The sequence below is a fragment of the Kribbella antiqua genome (genome assembly GCF_004345665.1).
GTDB classification, from domain to species: domain Bacteria; phylum Actinomycetota; class Actinomycetes; order Propionibacteriales; family Kribbellaceae; genus Kribbella; species Kribbella antiqua.
Window position 1 is genome coordinate 1 of sequence record NZ_SLWR01000014.1, and the last position, 18,682, is coordinate 18,682.

Sequence of the window (18,682 nt, forward strand, 5' to 3'; positions counted from 1 at the left end):
AACTCCACCGGCAACCGAGGACGACCACCACGAGCACCCATCACAACACCCCTTCAACCGAAAGGTGTTGCAATCACTCCTTGAGCCCGCCCCACAATTTGGCTGGCGAACCCATCAAATGGTGCGCTCCTGCTCGATGTGCTTGCGCCGTACTCGGCACAGGTCGAGTCGGGCCGGCTGGATCGACAGCTTGTGCTGGAAGAGGTTGCGGGGATCCCACTTCGCCTTGATCTGCTGCAGCCGTGGGTAGTTGCCGAGGTAGTACAGGTCGTGCCACGGTACGCCGGACTTGTTGTACGCCGGGTCCGCCAGGTCCACGTCCGGGTAGTTGATGTACGACCCGCCGTTGATCTCGTTCGGCACCGGCACGCCACCGGTGTCGCGATAGATGTCGGCGTACAGCTTCCGGATCCAGGCCAGGTGCTTGGCGTCCTCGGCCGGATCCGACCACCCGACCGTCGCCACCATCTTGCACATCACCTCCCGCTGCGCCGTGGCGGTGGCGTCCGACGCGACCGTGTTGACCTTGCCGCCGTACGGGACGAAGAGGACGGAGAGATCCGGGGCGCTGTACGACGTGTCGGTCATGGCCTTGTGGATCGTCACCAGTTGCTCGTCGCGGTAGCCCTTCCGGAGGTAGCCCGCCTTCCACTTGTTCCGCCCCGGCGACGGCGACTCGGCGATCGAGCGCTCGAAGGTGGTGTGCAGGAACGGTCCCTCGCCTGCGTCGTACACGGCGGGCTTCGGGTCCAGGCCCTCCACCATCGCCGCGTTGAATGCCGCCAGCTTCTCCTTCGCGTTCGGCACCGAGGCATCCAGCTGGGTGGACAGCAGGACGTTCCCGGCGGACGACGGCGTGATGATGAGCGGGCTGTAGAGACTGGCGTACGGCGAATCGGCGGTGTTGTGCCGCTCGTAGAAGTCGAAGAAGTTGCGGATCGCACGGACGAAGCCGGCCTGCCCGATCGTCTTCCAGTCGTAGACGGTGATACTGGACAACAGGGCAGATGGTGCCTTGGGCAACAACCTGGACGGGTCCGAGCCGGTGGCGCCGGCCGTCCGCATCAGGTAGCGGGTGATCACGCCGAAGTTCCCGCCGCCTCCGCCGGTGTGCGCCCACCACAGGTCGCGGTACTCGTTGTCGCGGGTGGCGATCACCGACCGGGCCCGGCCGCGTGCGTCCACGACCACGACCTCCACGCCGTACAGGTGATCCACGACGGAGCCGTGCAGGCGGGACAGCGGCCCGTACCCACCGCCGCTGAAGTGACCGCCGACGCCCACCCCGAGGCAGCCGCCGCCTGGGATGGTCACGCCCCAGCCGTAGAACAGCGCCGGGTAGACCGTCTCCAGGATCGCGCCGGCGCCGATCGAGAAAGCGCGATACCGCTGATCGAACGTCACCTCGTCGTACAAGGACATGTCGAGCAGCACCTCGACGTCGCTGTTGTCGACGAAGTCCTCGAAGCAGTGCCCGCCGCCTCGGACCGCGATCCGCTTGCCGGTGCGGACGGCTTCCTGGACAGCCTGTACGGCGTCCTCGGTCGAGCGGATCACTCGCGCATAATCCGGTTGGCCGACGAACCGGCGGTTCTGCCCCCGCAGCACCAAGTCCTGATAGCGGGCGTCGCTTGACCGGATCTTCTCGCCGACCACTGGCGCCGCTGTCGCAGTACTTGGAATGGCGAGAGCGGCACCGGCCGCAGCGGTGCCGCCTAAAAGACCTCTACGACTGACTCGCATTGCGTTCCTCCCCAGAGACTGAAAAGAACCCGCCCCTCGCTCCGCTCGGGCGGGGGTGTGTGTAATCAACCCTAGGAAGCGGCGCAGATCGCTCGCGTCAGTTGTCAGGTGGAACGGGCGGGTCCCCTAGCCGATGTACAGATGCTCGAGTGGTCCACCCAGCAGGACTCCGGCCAGGGCGCCGACGAGCATGAACGGGCCGAACGGGACCATCTGCTTGCGCGTCATCACCTTGCTCGCGATCAGCGCGATCCCCACGATCGCGCCGAGGAAGAAGCCGCCGTACAGGCCGCTGACGAACTGCCCCCACCCGAGCGCCCCGAGAGCCAACCCCAGCAGCCCCGACAGCCGCACGTCACCGAACCCAACACCCCGCGGGAACACGAACCACAGCACGTAGAACACCGCGAACCCGATCGCCGCCGCGATCACCGCCCGGCGCAACGACCCCCACTCCCCCGACACCGCCGCCCCGACCAGCAGAGCCAGGCCGACCGCGCCGTACGACGGCCAGATGATGGCAGACGGCAGATACCGCGTCCGCGCATCGATGTAGCCGAGTACGGCGCCCACGACAGCCAGCAGCAACCACGCCACGAGCCACGGCGCCGTCCCGAGCATCCAGCCGAGCAATCCCCCGGACACCGCCGCGAGTAGACCACACCAGTACGCCGCCCGCGGGCCGGCCAGTTCGGCGTACGGGATCTTCGTCTCGCCTTCCTCCAGGGAAGGCTCAGGGATCCGCCGCATCAGCCATGGCCCGAGCAGGTACGCCGCGGGTCCGCAGAGGACCACACCGGCCCCTGCGGCGAGCAACGCGTTGTCAGCCGGCACGATCCAGGAGCCTAGACGATTTTGGGCTTCGGCTACGGACGGGCTGTGGATGAACGCCGGACCAGGATCCGGGCGACGATCGCCGCACCGACGCCGAGCAGCACCGGACCGCCTGCCAGGATCGCGATCGTGCTCCACAGGCCGTCGTTGACGGTGACGTACCGGACCCGCTGAAACTCCTCGTCCGTCGCGGCCTGCTTGAAGAGGTAGTCGTTGGTGATCCGGCCCGGCTCGGCGTACGTCGCCGTGTAGGCCGTCAGGTAGTTCGTCGGCACCGGAAGAGCCTCGTCCTGGACGCGACCGGCGTACAGGAGCTCTGGCTTCACGTCCGTATCCGGCACCTCTGCCGCGTCGACGCGATGCTCGGCAGCGACGTAGACCGTCACAGTCTGCTCGCGGGTCGCGCCCTTGCTGAGCCGCATCGGGTAGACGATCCGGTCCGAGCTGAAGGTCAGCTTGAGCGGCGGGGTCGAGCCGCTCATGCTCTGCCCGGCCTGCTTCGGCGCGAGCTTGACCGCGACGATCTCCCACTTCTCGGTCAGGTACGGCGTGATGTTCGCGGCCAGCGTGGGCGGTACCAGATAGCCGTTCGAGCGCAGCCAGTCGATCAGCGGAGCCGAAGTCGTTGCAGCCAGGCGCACGACCTCGAACGGCCCGAGCACCATCTGCTGCCGCACATCCACGCCACCACTGCTGCCGGGCGCGGGGGCACCGGCGGTGTCGCGACCGCTGCCCATGATGCCGAGGTCCCGGAACGGCCAGTACGTCTTGCGCGTCTCGACCCGCTCCCGGGTCATCCACTGCAGCCGGTTGAACACCCCGGTCTCCCCGAGCTCGACCTTCGCGGCCGACGGCACCGGCATGATCCAGGCCGCCTTCTTCGAGGACCCGTTGATCGCCATCGACAGCGTGATCTCCTCAGTGCTGCCGTCGTGCCGGACCAGGGCGTTCTCGCCGTACGCGCGGGCTCGCGACTCCTGATCGGGCAGATACCCGCCACAGGCGCACGCCCACGCGGGCGTCACTCCCGCGGCAACGAACCCGACGGCCAAGATCCCCGCGACGACCCGCCAAAGCTTCACGGCCGAGAGACTATCTACACCAGGGTGTACGGCGCGTGGAAGAAGTTGCCCGCGTCGTACTTCTTCTTGACCGACCGCAACCGGCCCAGGCTCGCGCCGTAGTACGAGCTGTTTGCGCGACCGGCCTCGAGGTAGTTCACGTAACCGCCCGCCGAATACTTCTGGACGGCATGATGCCCGTTCGTGATGAACGTCTGTGCGGCTTTCCCTTGGGACGAGGAGTACCACTGGATCACGCCGAGCGCCGACCGCCACGGCCACGACGAGCCGCCGGACGGCTGCTTCGCCGCCTGGCCGCCGAGCGGGTCGATGATCGCCGAGGCCGGTGTCTTCGCCCGCGCCGCCGCCTTCACCGCACCGAGGAACGCCGTGATCGTCACCGCGTCCATCGGCCTCTTCAGTACGTCGGAACCAGCCAGGAACCCGGTCCGCGGACTAGTAGTCCCGCCGCCCAGGTATCGAACCGCCTCCATGTGCGTCTTCACCGTGATCGAACGGGCGGAAGCCCGCGACCCGACGAAGGACTCGAGTTGCGCCGCCGCGGCAGCAGCGTTCCCGGTGGTGGAGACGCCGAGCACGTGGATCGACAGCGTTCCGTTGCTCTGGGCATCGATGTGCAAGTTGCCCCAGGAAGTGTTCGGCGCCGTCTGCGCGAACTTCTGCCAACCCCGTACGACGGCCGCGGCATTGAACTCCGGCCAGGTCAGCTTGAAGAAGCCCAGCTTGTTCGCCGGGATCGTCGCCAGCTTGAAGTAGGTGACAATGCCGAGGTTTCCACCACCGCTGCCGCGCAACGCCCAGAACAGGTCGGGATCGGACGACGCGGTCACGTTCCGGGCAACGCCGTCGGCCGTGATCACGCCCATCCCGACGATCCGGTCGCAGGTCAGCCCGTAGGCCCGCGTGTGGACTCCCATCCCGCCGCCGAGCGCGAGACCGGCGACACCGACCGTCGGGCACGTCCCGGTCGGCAGTGATCGACCGTACTTGTCGAGGAACGCGTGGACGTCGTACAGGCGAGCACCTGCGCCGACGGTGACGATGCCGTTCGCATAGCTCAGCCCGTGCATCCCGCCGAGGTCGACCATCAGGCCGTTACTGATCGTGGACGCGCCGACGTACGAATGCCCGCCGCCCTTCGGGACCAGCACCAGCTTGTTCTTCTTCGCGAAGAGGATCGCGCTGCGTACGTCGTTCCCGCCCGCCGCCCGGACCACTCCGGCCGGTTGCACGCTGTCCCAGCGGGGGTTGAAGAGCTGGCGAGCGGTCGCGTAGCCGGTCTGGCCCGGACGGTAGAGCCGGCCCTCGAGCGAGCGGCCGAAGGCGTTCCAGTCGGGCGCCGCCGCGGCGAGGTCGTTCGCTCCGGCCTGCTTCGCGTTGGTGCAGCTGGTCAGGGTGACGGCGGTCAGCGCACTGCCGGCTTTCAGGAACGTCCGGCGGTCAAGCAGGCTCACGATCGTCGAGCTCCTCACGGGCAGCGGCTCTCATGGCCGCCAGGGGTGCGGGCGACCTACCCGTCATCATCTCCACTTGGAGGGTCGCCTGGTGCACGAGGAGGTCAAGCCCGTTCAACAGGTCGGTACCGATCCGGTGCGCCGCGATCGCCAGCTGCGTCGGCCAGGGGTGGTACGCGACGTCGAACACCACCGGCGCGACGCTCGCGAAGTGCTCGGCCCACTGGTCGACGGCACCGCCGGGCAGCGTCGAGATGCACAGGTCGAACCCGCCGATCTGCTCGACCTGACCGAAGTCCGCGACCGACGTCTTCAGCCCGAGCTCGGCCGCCAGATCCAGCAGCCGCTCGGCCTTCGAGACGTCCCGTACGACGACCGTCACCTCGCTGACCTTCAACCCGCGCAGGGCGGCCAGCGTGGAAGCGGCGGTCGCGCCACCACCGAGTACGACGGCCGTGTCGGCGCCGGTGATGCCCCTTTCGGCGAAGGCGTTCACCAGCCCCGGTACGTCGGTGTTGTGCGCCGACCGCGATCCGTCCGGTTCGAACAGCATCGTGTTCGCCGCGCCGATCAGCTCCGCGACCGGATCGACAGTGTCGACGAGGTCCAGCGCGACTCGCTTCAGCGGCATCGTCAAAGACAGCCCGCGGACGTCATCACCCAGCGAGGCGACAAACCCACGCAGCTCGTCCTCGCCAACCTCGAAGGCGTCGTACTGCCAGTCGAGACCGAGAGCGGCGTACGCGGCCCGATGCATCGCCGGCGACAACGAGTGCGCAATCGGCGAACCGAGAACAGCACAACGCGTCATCAGCACCGGCCCTTGTGCGCGGCGCACCAGGCCTGCAGCTTCTGCACGTTGGCCAGGTGCTCCGCTTGGGTGGTCGCGAACGCGGTCTCGCCGGTGTCCAGGTTGACCAGCGTGAAGTACAGCCAGGAGCCCTGCGCCGGGTTGATCGCCGCGCGCAGCGTGTCCTTGGTCGGCGAGTTGATCGGCGTCGGCGGCAGGCCCTTGTACTTGTACGTGTTGTACCGCGAGTCGATCGCCCGCTGCTCGGCGCTGGTGAACACGCCGCCGTCCCGGCCGACGACGTAGTGCACGGTCGAGTCCATCTGCAACCGCATCCCGGCCCGCAAGCGGTTGTAGATCACTCGCGAGACCTTGGCGTAGTCCTGCGGCCGGTTCGTCTCCGCGCCGATGATGCTGGCCACGATCACCGCCTGGTACGGATCCAGCTGCTTGCGCTGCGCGGTCTTGACCAGATCCAGCTCGGCCGCATTCTTCGCGTACTGCGCCGTCATCAGCTTGATCATCGTGTACGCCGTCGCACCCTTCGGCACGTCGTACGTCCCCGGGTAGAGGAAGCCTTCGGCGTTGTTGTGCGCGTACGGCGGCAGTCCGAGCGCGGCGGGTTTCGCGAGCGCGGCCGCGGCGGCGCCGGACGAGAGCTTGAGCTTCGAGCGCTGCAGGGTGTCGGCGATCTCGGCCTTGGTCAGGCCGGCCCGGAAGCTGATCCGGGTGACCAGGACCGACTTGGCCGGGTCCAGCATCAGCTCCAGTGCGGCCTTGGCCGACATGTGCTTGCGCAGCGTGTAGGTGGCGGCCTGAATCTGCCGCGAGCGCGGATCGTCGCGGGCGGCCCGCTCGAACGCGCGGGCGCTCTTGACGACTTCCTTCTTCTCCAGCGTGTCCGCGATCGACTGCGCGCTCTCACCCTGGGTGATCTCGACCGTCACGGTGCCGGTGCCGTTGCCCTCGTAGTCGGGCGCGGCGAACATCTGCTCGATGGCGTCCCGGCCCTTGCCGAAGCCGACCACGACGCCGGCCACCAGTGCGCCGACGACGACGAGCGAGATCAGGCCGGCGAAGCAACCGAAACCGCGTCGGGCCCGAGCCTTGCGGCGGTTCGCCCTGCGCTCCACCCGGCTCTCCGGCCGAAGCCCGAGGCCGGCGCCGAGATCGTCGCCGTCTGTCACTTCGTCGTCCACCGATGTTCTGTTCACAGCGTCGTTCCGATCACAGGGGCCTCCCGGGTGGGTTCCCAGTCTCGCGCTCGACGTCGAGTGCGTGTTGCAGAATCACGACCGCCGCGGCCTGGTCGACCACGGCCCGCCGCTTGGAGCCCTTCTTTCCCCGTTCGCGCAGCATGCGCTCGGCGGTGACCGTGGTGAACCGCTCGTCCACCAGCCGTACCGCCGTCCCCGAGTCGCCCTCCTGCACCTTGCGTCGCACCAGTTCCGCCGTTTCCCGGATCTTCGCCGCCGCCGGACCCTCGCCGCCGGACAGCGAGCGCGGCAGACCGACCACGACCTCGAACGCCGCCAGTTCGGCGACGAGTGCGGCGATCCTATCCAGATCTCCGGGCCCGCGGCGGATCGTCTCCACCGGGGTGGCCAGAATGCCGTGCGGGTCGCTGCTGGCGACGCCGATCCTTGCGTCGCCGATATCCAGCGCGACCCGCACGCCCGTTCGCATCAGCGTCTGTCCATTCGTCAGCCGGTGACGAGCTGGCCGATGGTGTGCTCGACTGTGGCCAGCGCGTCGTCCGCGCCCGCCGGGTCGGTGCCACCACCCTGGGCGACGTCGTCCTTACCGCCGCCCCGGCCACCCAGCTTCTCCGCCGCGACCCGAACCAGGTCACCGGCCTTGAGCCGCCACTCCCGCGCGGTGTCGTTCAATGCGATCACCACGCCGGGCTTGCCGTCGTTCACGCTCAGTACGGCGATCACAGCCGGCTTGTCGGCCGGCATCCGGCCGCGCACGTCGAGTGCCAGCTTGCGGAGGTCTCCGCCGTTGACGCCGTCCGGTGCGCGATGACCGACGTACTGGACTCCGAAGACGTCCTTCGGGTTCGCGGCCAGCGCGGCGGCGGCCTCCAGCACCTGCGCGGCGCGGACGCGCTCCAGCTCCTTCTCCGCGACCCGCAGCCGCTCGGCGAGGTCGGCGACCTTCGCCGGCAGTTCCTCGGGCCGGGCCTTCAGGTTCTCGCTCAGCAGCCGGACCAATGCGCGCTCGCGACCCAGGTAGTGCAGGGCCTCCATGCCGACGAACGCCTCGATCCGGCGTACGCCGGCACCGACCGACGACTCGCCGGTCACGGTCAGCGCACCCACCTGCGACGAGTGCTTGACGTGCGTACCACCGCAGAGCTCGCGCGACCACGGGCCGCCGATCTCCACCACGCGGACCTGCTCGTCGTACGTCTCACCGAACAGCGCGAGCGCTCCCCACTCCCGGGCCTCCGGCAGCGTCATGTACTGCGCCGAGACCGGCAGGTCCTGCCGTACGGCGAGGTTCGCGACCTCCTCGATCTCGGACCGGGTCGCCTGGTCCAGCGCCGACGTCCAGGCGAAGTCGAGTCGCAGGTAGCCGGGCTTGTTGTACGACCCGCTCTGCAGCGCGTTCGGGCCGAGCACCTGCCGCAGGGCGGCGTGCACGACGTGCGTACCGGAGTGTGCCTGGCAGGCCGAGACCCGCCACTCGTGGTCGACCTCGGCGTGCACGTCGAGACCCGGCTGGAGGACGCCCTCGAGCACCTCGACCCGGTGCACGATCAGGCCCTTGACCGGCTTCTGGACGTCGAGCACCTTCAGCTTGACGCCGTCGGCGACGATCAGTCCCTCATCGGCGATCTGGCCGCCGGACTCCGCATAGAACGGGGTCTTCTCCAGTACGACCTCGACGGTCTCGCCCGGCTCGGCGGCCGACGCGATCGCGCCTTCCTTCAGCAGACCGCGGACCTGCGAGTCGGTGGCGAGCTCCTGGTAGCCGGTGAACTCGGTGACGCCCTTCTCCCGCAGCTCCCGGTAGCCGGAGGTGTCGGCGTGACCGGCCTTCTTGGCCCGCGCATCCGCCTTGGCCCGCTCGCGCTGTTCCTTCATCAACGTGCGGAAGCCCTCGGTGTCCACCTGCAGGCCCTGCTCGGCGGCCATCTCGACGGTCAGGTCGATCGGGAAGCCGTACGTGTCGTGCAGCTGGAACGCCTTCGCGCCGGCCAGCTGAGCGCCACCCTCGGACTTGGTCTCCTTCACCGCCACGTCGAAGATGCTCGTCCCGGCCGTGAGAGTACGGCGGAACGCGTCCTCCTCGGCGTACGCCACCTGACTGATCCGGCCGAAGTCCGGCTGCAGCTCCGGGTACGACTTCTTCATCTGCTCCAGGCTGACCGGAAGCAGCTCGACCAGGCTCGGGTCCTCGTAGCCGAGCAGGCGCATCGAGCGGATCGCCCGGCGCAGCAGCCGGCGGAGCACGTAGCCGCCCTGCTCGTTGCCCGGCGTGACGCCGTCGCCGATCAGCATCAGCGCGCTCCGGACGTGGTCGGCCACTACCCGGAACCGGACGTCGTCGACGTGCTCGACGCCGTACTTGCGGCCGCTCAGCTCCGACGCCTTCTCGATCACCGGGTAGATCTCGTCGATCTCGTACATGTTGTCGACGCCCTGCAGCAGGTACGAGACCCGCTCCAGGCCGAGACCGGTGTCGATGTTCTTCTTCGGCAGCTCACCGAGGATCGGGTAGCCCTCCTTGCCGCCACCCTCACCGCGGATGTTCTGCATGAAGACCAGGTTCCAGAACTCCAGGTAGCGGTCGCCCGCCTCCCAGTCCCGGTCCGCGCCGAACTCCGGGCCGCGGTCGATCAGGATCTCCGAGCACGGGCCGCACGGGCCGGGGATGCCCATCGACCAGAAGTTGTCCTTCATGCCGAGCCGGACGATCCGGTCGTCGGGCAGGCCGGCGATCCGCTTCCACAGCGCGATCGCCTCGTCGTCCTCGTAGTACACCGAGGCGTACAGCACCGACTCGTCGAAGCCGTACCCGCCGTCGCTCTGCGGCCTGGTGACCAGGTCCCAGGCGTACTCGATCGCCTTCTCCTTGAAGTAGTCGCCGAAGGAGAAGTTGCCGTTCATCTGGAAGAACGTGCCGTGCCGGGTGGTCTTGCCGACCTCGTCGATATCGAGCGTCCGGACGCACTTCTGCACGCTGGTGGCACGCGAGTACGGCGGCGTCTGCTGGCCGACGAAGTAGGGCACGAACTGGGCCATGCCGGCGACGTTGAACAGCAGGTTCGGGTCCGGCGACGGGAGCGGTGCGCTCGGCACCACGGTGTGGCCCCGGTCCTCGAAGTACTGCAGGAACCGCCGCCTGATCTCACTGGTTTCCATGGGTGTTACCGGTAGTCCTCACGTTCCGTTGGTGCAGTGTCGATACCCAGTGCGTCGCGCAGCTCGGTCTCCCGCTCGGCCATGCCCTCGCGCACCTCGTCGCCGAAGTGCCGGATCGCGGCGGCCACCTTGGCCGCGGACTGCTGCAGGCTTTCCGGTGCGAGCACCTGGGCGCGCTTCTTCAGCCGGGTGACGGCGTAGACGCCGACCGCGATGCCCATGATCAGCCAGAAGATCCGCTTCACCGTTTCCGCGCCTTCCGCTCCGCCTTCATCTCTTCCTTCACCCGGCGGGTGACGTCCTTGCGGTGGCTCTCGCCCAGTGCCCGGCGGACGCCGTACGTGAACGCCGCCGCCTTCACCAGCGGGCCGCCGGCCGTCGCCGAGAACAACGACACCAGCGCGGCCGCGTTGGTGGTCACGGTGGTCGCGTTGTCGGTGATGGTGTCCACCTTGGCCAGCTGCGCGTTGGTGGTGGCCACGGTACTGGTCACTTCGCCGAGCAGCGGAACGCTGGAGTCGGAGACGCCCTTCACCATGATCCGGGTCTCGTCCAGTACCTTGCCCAGCTTCAGGATCGGATAGGCCAGCAGGCCCACCAGAATGAGCAGCGCGCAGGCGGCTATCAGCCCCGCGACTTCACCGACGCTCATGGGAAACGATCCACCTTCCGTTGCGACTCGTGGACCGCCCGACCTTATCGCGCGGCGCCACGTCAGCCCGCCTCAGGACACCATCCCCCACATAACAGTCCCCCACCAAACTGGGTGACTGCGCGTGATCACGAACTGCCGCGTTCGCAGGCGACCCCGTCGCCGTTGCGGTCGAGCGCTTCGGTGTAGCCGGGGTCGCCGCGGTACAGAGGTGCCAGACCGGCGGCACGGACGGCGGCGCAGGTCGTGAAGACCACGGCCGGGGTGCCGGTTGGGGTGGTGCTGGTTGGGCTGGGGCTGCTCGAGGTCGCGGTTGGCGACGGCTGGGCTGTGGTCGGCTGGGCCGTGGTCGGTGTTGAGGTGGACGGCGCGGGTGATGTCGGGGTTGATGAGGACTGCGTCTGCTTCGGCGAGGTCTGCTGAGTCGTGAACGGCGTCAGCGTGGATGGCGCTGATGGGGCAGGCGCTGTCCAGGGCGGCATCGGGGCGGACGCGGACTGTGCCGGCCCGGACTGTGCCGACTCAGACTGTGCCGACTCGGGCTCAGACGCTCCGGACGAGGGCTGTATCGCCTCGGACTGCGTCTGGGTCGGGTCCGATGACGGCTGGGCCTCGGTCGCTTTGTCACCCGGCAGTATCGGGCGGCCAGTCGATCCGCGCGAGGGCGCCTCGGTCGCGCCGTCGGGCCTCGGGTTGGTGGTGTCGCCAGACTGCGGGGGCTCGCTGGTAGCGGAGTTGTGAGCGTTGAACGGGATGAAGAGCCATAGACCGGCCAACGCCAGTAGCACTGCTGCAAACGCGCCGAGCTTGAGGACGCGCGGACCGCCGTACCGCACGGCTGGTCTGGGGAGGGGCTTACCGTGCCTCAATGATCTGAACCTTCCGCCCCCAGGCCGGTAAAGCAGCCTATCGGCCTGAGCCAACGACGCAAGGTGGCCGAGCGTTAATCGAACGCGACGACCAGTATCCGTACACCGCCGGCGCAAGCGAAGCCACCGTGCCAGACCCACCCCCGCCACCGAAGCCACCGTGCCTGGCCCCTCCCCTGCCACCGAAGCCACCGTGCTGGCCCCGCCCCCGCCAGTGAAGCCACCGTGCCTGGCCCCGCCCCCGCCAGTGAAGCCACCGTGCGAGTGAAGGGAGTGTGCGATCGAGTGTGTGGAGAATGCTGCCGGCAAGGGTTTACCGGCAGCACTCTCCACACACTCGATGGTGGTGGGTGCTTGGTTCAGGCAGCGCGGCGGTGGAAGGTCCATCGGGGAGGAAAGAGAGGTGTCGTGGACAGGCAGGTGTGGTGTGCGCGCCGGATCCGGCTGACCAGCGCCACCTCGTCGGCCATGTCCACAGATGTCACCCGGACGATCGTCAACCCGCGACGTTCAAGACCTTCTTCCCGGTGATTGTCCGCCGTGTGCTGGCCGATGTCCCGGTGGTACGCGCCGTCGTACTCGAGGCCGAGCCCCGAGACCGGCTCCAGCAGGTCGACGATGCCAAGGAAGGTTCCGTCGACATCGAAGATCGGCGCGTTCACCTCCAGTGGCGGAAGTCCCGCGCGTAAACAGAGCAACCTCAGCCTCGACTCAGGCGGAGAGGCGGCCAGCTTGTCGAGTAACGGCAGCGCCGCGCGGAGTTGCCGAACACCTCGCCGGCCCGGATGAGCTACCTCGTACGCCGAAACCGTGTCAATGTCGGCAAGTCCGGCATGAAGAAGGCAGTCTCCGCTCACAACTGCTTCAGTCAGATCCGGTGCCAACCGCAGTACGTCGTACGTCGTCCTGACACCGCTGGTGCATCGGATGCCGTGGCACTCGACCACGTCCTCAGGTTCCAACGTTGCGCGCAGGGTCCTGATGCCTGGTCGATTCACCACAGTTCCCGGTGGGACAACAAGCAGGACTGGCTCGCCGACGCGTGGCTCGCCGTGAACGGTCCGCGGCCAACCGCCGTCCAGATATGCCACGCCCTGCAAGTACGCCGACGCCCAGCCACCGACCACGGCATGATCGGGCATGACCGCCGTCGCATCCAGGATCCGCTGCCTGATGGGATCGTTCACCTGCGCCGAGCGGTGGTAACCGAAATGCGGTGATACCCAGCGGGCTGACTCCAGCTGTGCCCGAGTGACCCCAGCCGCGAGCAGGTCCCGCCTCCGCTGGGCCAACAGTCGTCCGTCGATCTTGCCCATCACCCAACAATGCCCGCCCATCGCCGAGCGGCGCCTCACACTGTCCACAGCCCCCAACCCACTGAAGCCACCGTGCACCTCCTCGCCACCGAAGCCACCGTGCCAGCCCTGTCGCCGCCGCGAGTGAAGCCACCGTGGGGAGTGTGCAATCGAGTGTTAACAGCAGGTCGCTGGAGAAGGCTTACCAACAGCAAGCTTCTTTCACTCGATCGACAACCCCTCCGGTCAGGGGTCTGCGGAGTCCGGCTAGGGGTCGAAGGAGACCGTCAGTGTCTGTACGGCGCCGGCCGGGGTCCAGCCGATTTTCATCGTTCCCGTGCCGCCGCTCGCCCAGCGGAACCGGATGCTGTCGCCATCGGCTTCCTGGATGGTCATGGTCTCGGTCGGTGGGTTCTCGCGGTAGGCGCTCGCGATCGATCGCCGCCCGTGGAACGAGCCGGCCGGGACGCCGATGAAGGTCATGGTCGCGTCCTCGGCGAAGCGTTCGGCGAAAGTGTCCCAGTCGCCGGTGGTGACGGCGTGGTTGAAGGCGTCCACGTGGTCCGTCGTACGGCTCATTTGCGGTCGCGGAGGATTTTGCGGATGTTGGCTACGCGATCGGCGTACGCCGCTTCGCCGCCGCGGCGGGTGGGGTTGTAGTAGTCGGTGCCGTCGATGACGTCGGGGGCGTACTGCTGGGGGACGATGCCGCGGGGATCGTCGTGGGAGTACTGGTACGACGAACCGTGGCCGATCTTCTTGGCACCTGCGTAATGAGCGTCGCGCAGGTGGGGTGGGACCGGGCCGACCTTGCCGGCCTTCACGTCGGCGATGGCGGCGTCGACGGCCATGATCACCGCGTTCGACTTCGGGGCGAGGGCGAGGGCGACGACGGCCTGGGCGAGGTTGATCCGCGCCTCGGGCATGCCGATCAGCTGGACCGCCTCGGCCGCGGCGACGGCGACACCGAGCGCGGTCGGGTCGCCCATGCCGATGTCCTCGCTCGCCGAGATGACCAGCCGGCGGGCGATGAAGCGCGGGTCCTCGCCGGCCTCGATCATCCGGGCCAGGTAGTGCATGGCCGCGTCCACGTCCGAGCCGCGGATCGACTTGATCAGGGCGGAGGCGACGTCGTAGTGCTGATCGCCGGCCCGGTCATACCGCACCGCGGCCCGGTCGACCGCCGTCTCGAGCGTCTTGAGGTCGATGACCTCAGCCTCTTTGGCGCGGGCACCACCGGCGGCCGCTTCCAGATAGGTGAGCGCCCGCCGGGCATCTCCACCTGCCATCCGCAACAGGTGCGCGCGGGCGTCCTCGGCGAGCTCGAACTCGCTGTTCAGCCCGCGCTCGTCGGTCAGCGCCCGATCCAGCAGTACGGCGATGTCGTCGTCGGTGAGCGATTCCAGCGTCAGCAACAGGCTGCGGGACAGTAATGGTGAGATGACGGAGAAGAACGGGTTCTCGGTCGTCGCGGCAACGAGCGTCACCCAACGGTTTTCCACACCCGGGAGCAGCGCATCCTGCTGAGCCTTCGTGAACCGGTGCACCTCGTCGATGAACAACACGGTCTCGACAGTCCCCGTCGCCCGGGACAGATCCCGACGGGCCGCATCAATCACCTGCCGGACGTCTTTCACTCCGGCGGTGACGGCCGACAGCTCCACAAACTTCCGGTTGGTCTGATGCGAGACCACGGCCGCGATCGTGGTCTTCCCGGTCCCAGGCGGTCCCCACAGCAGCAACGACATCGGCTGGTCACCCTCCACCAGCCGCCGCAACGGCGACCCCGGCGCCAGCAGGTGCTGCTGCCCCACCAGCTCATCGAGACTCCGGGGCCGCATCCGCACAGCCAGCGGAGCAGCCGTGTGATCCACATCCGCCAGACTCCCGCCGCCCCGGGCGGGCGCGGGAGCACCCGGAATATCGAACAAACCTTCGCTCACCCCAGCAGCCTATCCACCCCCACCGACATCCCCCGCCACCAGCCAGCGGCCTCCGCGCGTCCAGCTGGCCCCCGCCCCGAGCGTTCCCCCCGAACGCCACCCGCCGCCAACCGTGGAGCCGGTTGGCGGCGGGTTCTCTGATGTGCAGCTGGTTACTTCTTGCGGTCGGGCGACTCGCTCTCGTCGTCGTCCGCGTCGCGGAGCTCCTCCGGGAGCGCTTCGTCCTCATCGGCGTCGCGGAGCTCCTCCGGGAGCTCTTCGTCCTCATCGGCGTCGCGGAGTTCCTCGGGCAGGTCTTCGTCGTCCGCCTCGCGGAGTTCTTCGGGGAGGTCGTCCTCGTCGAAGGTTTCGGCGGGGATTTCTTCGGATTGGGATACCGACTCAGGCTTGATGGCGTTGCGGAGGCGGCCGAGGATCCGGTCTGCTTCGGTGCCGAAGGGGTTGTCGTTGATGAGGTAGGTCCACGTCGCCGTCGGGCGCGGGACTCCGCTTGCCTCCTCGTCGAGGCCTTCGGAGGTGATTTCGGCGGTCTTGAAGATTTCGGCGGCGTCGGTCCAGGCGTCTTCGATGAGCGTGTCGAAGGACGCGATCGCCGACTTGTTGAACTCGTCGATCGGCTTCAGGTGGACGATGCCGCCGGCCAGCGAGCGCAGGTGGATGCCCTCGCGCAGGTCGGCCAGGTACGCCAGGTGGTCGGTCCAGCGCCGGTCCAGCTGGTGCAGCGCGATCCGCCGGGCCGCGTCCTTCACGACGTCCTCGCCGACCTCTTCGACGAGTTCGTCGTACCGCTCCTTCGCCCGCTCCGCCAGCTCCTCGGCAGCCAGGTCGTCGACAAGCACCTTCTCCCGCGTGTCCAGGAGGATCGCGCGCTGCTGACCCGTCAGCCGGTGGTACGACCACGTCGTACGGTGCAATTCGGCGTTGGCGCCGTCCGCGACCCGCTGCGCGTGCTCGAGCACCCCGAGCGACTTGCGGTCTGTCAGCCGGCCGGAGGAGTCCGGGTTCGGCCGCAGCCCAGACGACACGGAGTAGCGAGTCACGAGCTCGTCGCCGAGGCTGGCGAAGAACAGCGACCCGCCCGGGTCACCCTGCCGCCCGGCGCGGCCACGCAGCTGGTCGTCCAGCCGGCGCGACGCGTGCAGACCGGTCCCGATCACGTAGAGGCCCCCGAGCTCGATGGCCTTCTCCTTGTCGTGCGACTCGTCGCGCCCACCCAGCCGGATGTCGGTACCGCGGCCGGCCATCTGCGTCGACACCGTCACCGTCCCCGGCACACCGGCCTCGGCGATGATCGCCGCCTCCTCGGCGTCGTTCTTCGCGTTCAGTACGACGTGCGTGATCCCGGCGGCCTCGAGACGGTCGCTCAGCTGCTCCGACTCCTCGACACTGTGGGTGCCGATCAGGATCGGGCGGCCGGACTCGTGCACCTCGGCGATGTGCTCGACCAGCGCGGCGTTCTTCTGCTCGACGGTCAGGTACAGCCGGTCTGGCTCGTCGACCCGGACGTTCGGCTTGTTCGGCGGTACGACGGCCACCTCTACGTCGTAGAACTCCTGGAGCGACTCCCCGACGACCACGGCCGTACCGGTCATGCCGCACAGAGTCTTGTAGCCGGTCACCAGCGCCTGCACGGTGATGCTGTCCAGCACCTCACCGGAGTCACTGACCGGCACGGCCTCCTTGGCCTCGACGGCAGCCTGCAGACCGTCCGGCCAGCGCTGCAGCTTGGCGATCCGCCCGCGGTTGTTGTTGATCAGACTGACCTTGCCGTCGCGCACCAGGTAGTCGACGTCCTTGCGCAGCAGCACCTCAGCGTGCAGCGCGACGTTGATCTGGGTGAGCCGGTCGACATGGTCGTCCTCGTACAGGTTGATCCCGCCGAGCGACTCCTCGACCTTGTCGGTGCCGCGATCCGTCAGCGCCACCGTCCGGCCGTCGCCGTCGATCTCGTAGTCCACGCCCGCACGCAGCGTCCGCACCAGTTGTACGACGTCGTCGTCCAGCTCCTCGGTCCGAGTCGCACCGGCGAGCACCAGCGGCACCCGGGCCTCGTCGATCAGCACCGAGTCCGCCTCGTCCACCAGCGCCACGTCCCGCTCCACGGTGACCCGGTCGGCTACATCGGTGACGAGGCGGTCGCGCAGCACGTCGAACCCGATCTCGCTCACCGGCGCGTAGCAGACGTCCGCCTGGTAGGCCTCGCGCCGCTCCTCCGGGGTGGACGCCTGGCCGATGTGGGCCACGCTCACGCCAAGCAGCTCGTACACCGGGCCCATCCACTCGGCGTCGCGGCGGGCGAGGTAGTCGTTGACCGCGAGTACCTGAACCCTGCGACCGCCGATCGCATACCCGGCGGCAGCGATCGCACCCGCCAGCGTCTTGCCCTCACCGGTCGCCATCTCCACGACCCGGCCCTGCAGCATCGCCAGCGCACCGACGACCTGACCGTCGAACGCGCGCTCACCGATCGCCCGCTGACCGGCCTCCCGGGCCAGTGCGAGGAACTCGATCTGCTCGTCCTCGTGCAACCCGCCGGTGGTCCGCAGCTCGCCGACCGCCTCGGTGAGCTCTTCGTCGGTCAGGGACTGGACCGACTCCTCCGCCTCCCCGACCAACTGGGTGAGCCGCTCGTACGGGCCGAGATCGATCGAGCCGGGACGCTGCAGCAGCCGACGGAAACGAGACGCGATCTTCAGTGCCATGATTCCGCAACGTACAGCCTCACAGAGTCGTTCCGTACACCAGGGCGTGTCAGCGACACCCGCGTGTCAGGCGCTCAAGGCGTCCACTCGTACGGCGTCGTGGTGGTGACGGCATGGAGGCCTAGCTTCTGCAGGATCGGGCGGGAGTCTTCGGACGCGTCCACCCGCAGGAATTCGTACCCGCGCTCCTTCGCCAGCCGGGCCCGATGCGCCAGCACCGCGCTGTAGAGCCCCTGCCGCCGCCACTCCGGCAGCGTCCCGCCACCCCACAGACTGGCGAACCCGGTCCCAGGGTGGAACCGAATCCACGCCGCCGTCAGCGCCGGCCCTTCCGGACCCTTCAGCGCCTCCTCGACCAGGAACACAGACAGCCGGTCCGGGAACATCCGCGCCTCCCCCGCCAGCCGTTCCTCGATCCGCTCCAGCCCGTTGTGCCACAACGTGTCCATCAGTACGGCGATCCGGTGGTAATCCGCTGCGCCGAGAGCCTCCCGCAACCGCACCTTCGACGGCAGCGCGGACGGCCGCTCCAGGATCCGGTCGACTTCGCCGAGGATCAGCGTCTCCGGCTCCCCCGGCGTGAACCCGGCCCGGACCAGCCGCTCACCGAGGTCGGCCGGTTCGTCGTACGCGTAGGTCTTCCACTCGAACGGCAGCCCGCGGTCGCGGAAGAAGGCGACCTGCGCCGCGATCACCGCGTCCGGGTCGTCACCCAGGCCGCGCGGGGTCTCGACGAACCCGGCGCCCTCCGGCCCTTCGACGTACGAGCGGTGCACCAGGCCGTCGAGCTCCTGCTTCCAGCCGGGGATCGTGTCGGCGTCCGGCAGCCGGATCCGGCGGTGGAACACCTCGAGCAACTCATCTGGGGTCATCTGCTCATCGTGCCCGAACGACTACCTGAAATCACCACGATAAAGAGCAAACCAGTTCGCAACTGGTGTCGTC

Annotated in this window: 17 protein-coding genes; 1 reads left to right on the forward strand and 16 read right to left on the reverse strand. The window is 68.3% G+C overall.

Features of this window, described 5'->3' with window-relative positions; translation table 11 throughout:
* Positions 1–114 precede the first annotated feature (114 nt).
* The 11 genes from EV646_RS32755 to EV646_RS40410 form a co-directional block, all read right to left on the reverse strand.
* On the reverse strand, positions 115–1,743 hold the full coding sequence (locus EV646_RS32755; protein WP_132155574.1) for an FAD-binding oxidoreductase: 1,629 nt from the start codon (positions 1,741–1,743) through the stop codon (positions 115–117).
* 126 nt (positions 1,744–1,869) lie between these two features.
* On the reverse strand, positions 1,870–2,577 hold the full coding sequence (locus EV646_RS32760) for a prepilin peptidase (RefSeq protein WP_241996474.1): 708 nt from the start codon (positions 2,575–2,577) through the stop codon (positions 1,870–1,872).
* Between the two features lie 32 nt (positions 2,578–2,609).
* Complete coding sequence (locus EV646_RS32765) at positions 2,610–3,659, reverse strand: DUF2330 domain-containing protein (protein WP_132155578.1); 1,050 nt, start codon at positions 3,657–3,659, stop codon at positions 2,610–2,612.
* 14 nt (positions 3,660–3,673) lie between these two features.
* On the reverse strand, positions 3,674–5,113 hold the full coding sequence (locus tag EV646_RS32770) for an FAD-binding oxidoreductase (RefSeq protein WP_132155580.1): 1,440 nt from the start codon (positions 5,111–5,113) through the stop codon (positions 3,674–3,676).
* Entirely contained in the window at positions 5,100–5,951 is an 852-nt protein-coding gene (locus tag EV646_RS32775; protein ID WP_241996475.1) for a shikimate dehydrogenase, read from the reverse strand. The genes EV646_RS32770 and EV646_RS32775 overlap by 14 nt, the downstream gene beginning before the upstream one ends.
* Entirely contained in the window at positions 5,924–7,102 is a 1,179-nt protein-coding gene (gene mltG, locus EV646_RS32780) for an endolytic transglycosylase MltG (RefSeq protein WP_241996476.1), read from the reverse strand. Before mltG ends, EV646_RS32775 begins: the two co-directional genes overlap by 28 nt.
* Positions 7,103–7,130: 28 nt before the next feature.
* Positions 7,131–7,589: a Holliday junction resolvase RuvX gene (ruvX, locus tag EV646_RS32785; protein WP_241996477.1), complete on the reverse strand. Its 459-nt coding sequence runs from the start codon at positions 7,587–7,589 to the stop codon at positions 7,131–7,133.
* A 17-nt stretch (positions 7,590–7,606) separates the two neighbouring features.
* A complete protein-coding gene (alaS, locus tag EV646_RS32790; RefSeq protein ID WP_132155586.1) occupies positions 7,607–10,276 on the reverse strand; it encodes an alanine--tRNA ligase in 2,670 nt (889 codons plus the stop codon).
* A gap of 5 nt (positions 10,277–10,281) precedes the next feature.
* On the reverse strand, positions 10,282–10,521 hold the full coding sequence (locus EV646_RS32795) for a DUF6167 family protein (protein WP_241996478.1): 240 nt from the start codon (positions 10,519–10,521) through the stop codon (positions 10,282–10,284).
* Positions 10,518–10,928, reverse strand: a complete 411-nt coding sequence (locus tag EV646_RS32800) for a DUF948 domain-containing protein (protein ID WP_132155588.1) — start codon at positions 10,926–10,928, stop codon at positions 10,518–10,520. Before EV646_RS32800 ends, EV646_RS32795 begins: the two co-directional genes overlap by 4 nt.
* Positions 10,929–11,056: 128 nt before the next feature.
* Entirely contained in the window at positions 11,057–11,185 is a 129-nt protein-coding gene (locus EV646_RS40410; protein WP_241996479.1) for an excalibur calcium-binding domain-containing protein, read from the reverse strand.
* Here EV646_RS40410 and EV646_RS40415 point away from each other — a divergent pair.
* Positions 11,175–11,351: a hypothetical protein gene (locus EV646_RS40415; RefSeq protein WP_241996480.1), complete on the forward strand. Its 177-nt coding sequence runs from the start codon at positions 11,175–11,177 to the stop codon at positions 11,349–11,351. The two genes, EV646_RS40410 and EV646_RS40415, sit on opposite strands and share 11 nt — an antisense overlap.
* 805 nt (positions 11,352–12,156) lie before the next feature.
* Here EV646_RS40415 and EV646_RS32810 read toward each other — a convergent pair.
* The 5 genes from EV646_RS32810 to EV646_RS32830 all read right to left on the reverse strand — a co-directional run bounded on the left by EV646_RS32810 (position 12,157) and on the right by EV646_RS32830 (position 18,609).
* On the reverse strand, positions 12,157–13,113 hold the full coding sequence (locus EV646_RS32810) for a hypothetical protein (protein WP_132155592.1): 957 nt from the start codon (positions 13,111–13,113) through the stop codon (positions 12,157–12,159).
* A 246-nt stretch (positions 13,114–13,359) separates the two neighbouring features.
* Positions 13,360–13,671: a nuclear transport factor 2 family protein gene (locus EV646_RS32815; RefSeq protein WP_132155594.1), complete on the reverse strand. Its 312-nt coding sequence runs from the start codon at positions 13,669–13,671 to the stop codon at positions 13,360–13,362.
* Positions 13,668–15,035: a replication-associated recombination protein A gene (locus EV646_RS32820; RefSeq protein ID WP_199237337.1), complete on the reverse strand. Its 1,368-nt coding sequence runs from the start codon at positions 15,033–15,035 to the stop codon at positions 13,668–13,670. The genes EV646_RS32815 and EV646_RS32820 overlap by 4 nt, the downstream gene beginning before the upstream one ends.
* Before the next feature lie 152 nt (positions 15,036–15,187).
* Positions 15,188–17,737 carry an accessory Sec system translocase SecA2 gene (gene secA2 / locus EV646_RS32825; protein WP_132155596.1) on the reverse strand — a complete coding sequence of 850 codons (2,550 nt, stop codon included), beginning with the start codon at positions 17,735–17,737 and terminating at the stop codon, positions 15,188–15,190.
* A gap of 74 nt (positions 17,738–17,811) precedes the next feature.
* Complete coding sequence (locus EV646_RS32830) at positions 17,812–18,609, reverse strand: GNAT family N-acetyltransferase (protein WP_132155598.1); 798 nt, start codon at positions 18,607–18,609, stop codon at positions 17,812–17,814.
* Positions 18,610–18,682: the final 73 nt, after the last annotated feature.

Excerpts from the sequence above, each read along its gene's own strand:
- EV646_RS32810 (WP_132155592.1), bottom strand. The coding sequence starts at position 13,113 with ATGGGCAAGATCGACGGACGACTGTTGGCCCAGCGGAGGCGGGACCTG.
- EV646_RS32815 (WP_132155594.1), bottom strand. The coding sequence starts at position 13,671 with ATGAGCCGTACGACGGACCACGTGGACGCCTTCAACCACGCCGTCACC.
- secA2 (WP_132155596.1), bottom strand. The coding sequence starts at position 17,737 with ATGGCACTGAAGATCGCGTCTCGTTTCCGTCGGCTGCTGCAGCGTCCC.
- EV646_RS32830 (WP_132155598.1), bottom strand. The coding sequence starts at position 18,609 with ATGACCCCAGATGAGTTGCTCGAGGTGTTCCACCGCCGGATCCGGCTG.
- EV646_RS32800 (WP_132155588.1), bottom strand. The coding sequence starts at position 10,928 with ATGAGCGTCGGTGAAGTCGCGGGGCTGATAGCCGCCTGCGCGCTGCTC.
- EV646_RS32755 (WP_132155574.1), bottom strand. The coding sequence starts at position 1,743 with ATGCGAGTCAGTCGTAGAGGTCTTTTAGGCGGCACCGCTGCGGCCGGT.
- ruvX (WP_241996477.1), bottom strand. The coding sequence starts at position 7,589 with ATGCGAACGGGCGTGCGGGTCGCGCTGGATATCGGCGACGCAAGGATC.
- alaS (WP_132155586.1), bottom strand. The coding sequence starts at position 10,276 with ATGGAAACCAGTGAGATCAGGCGGCGGTTCCTGCAGTACTTCGAGGAC.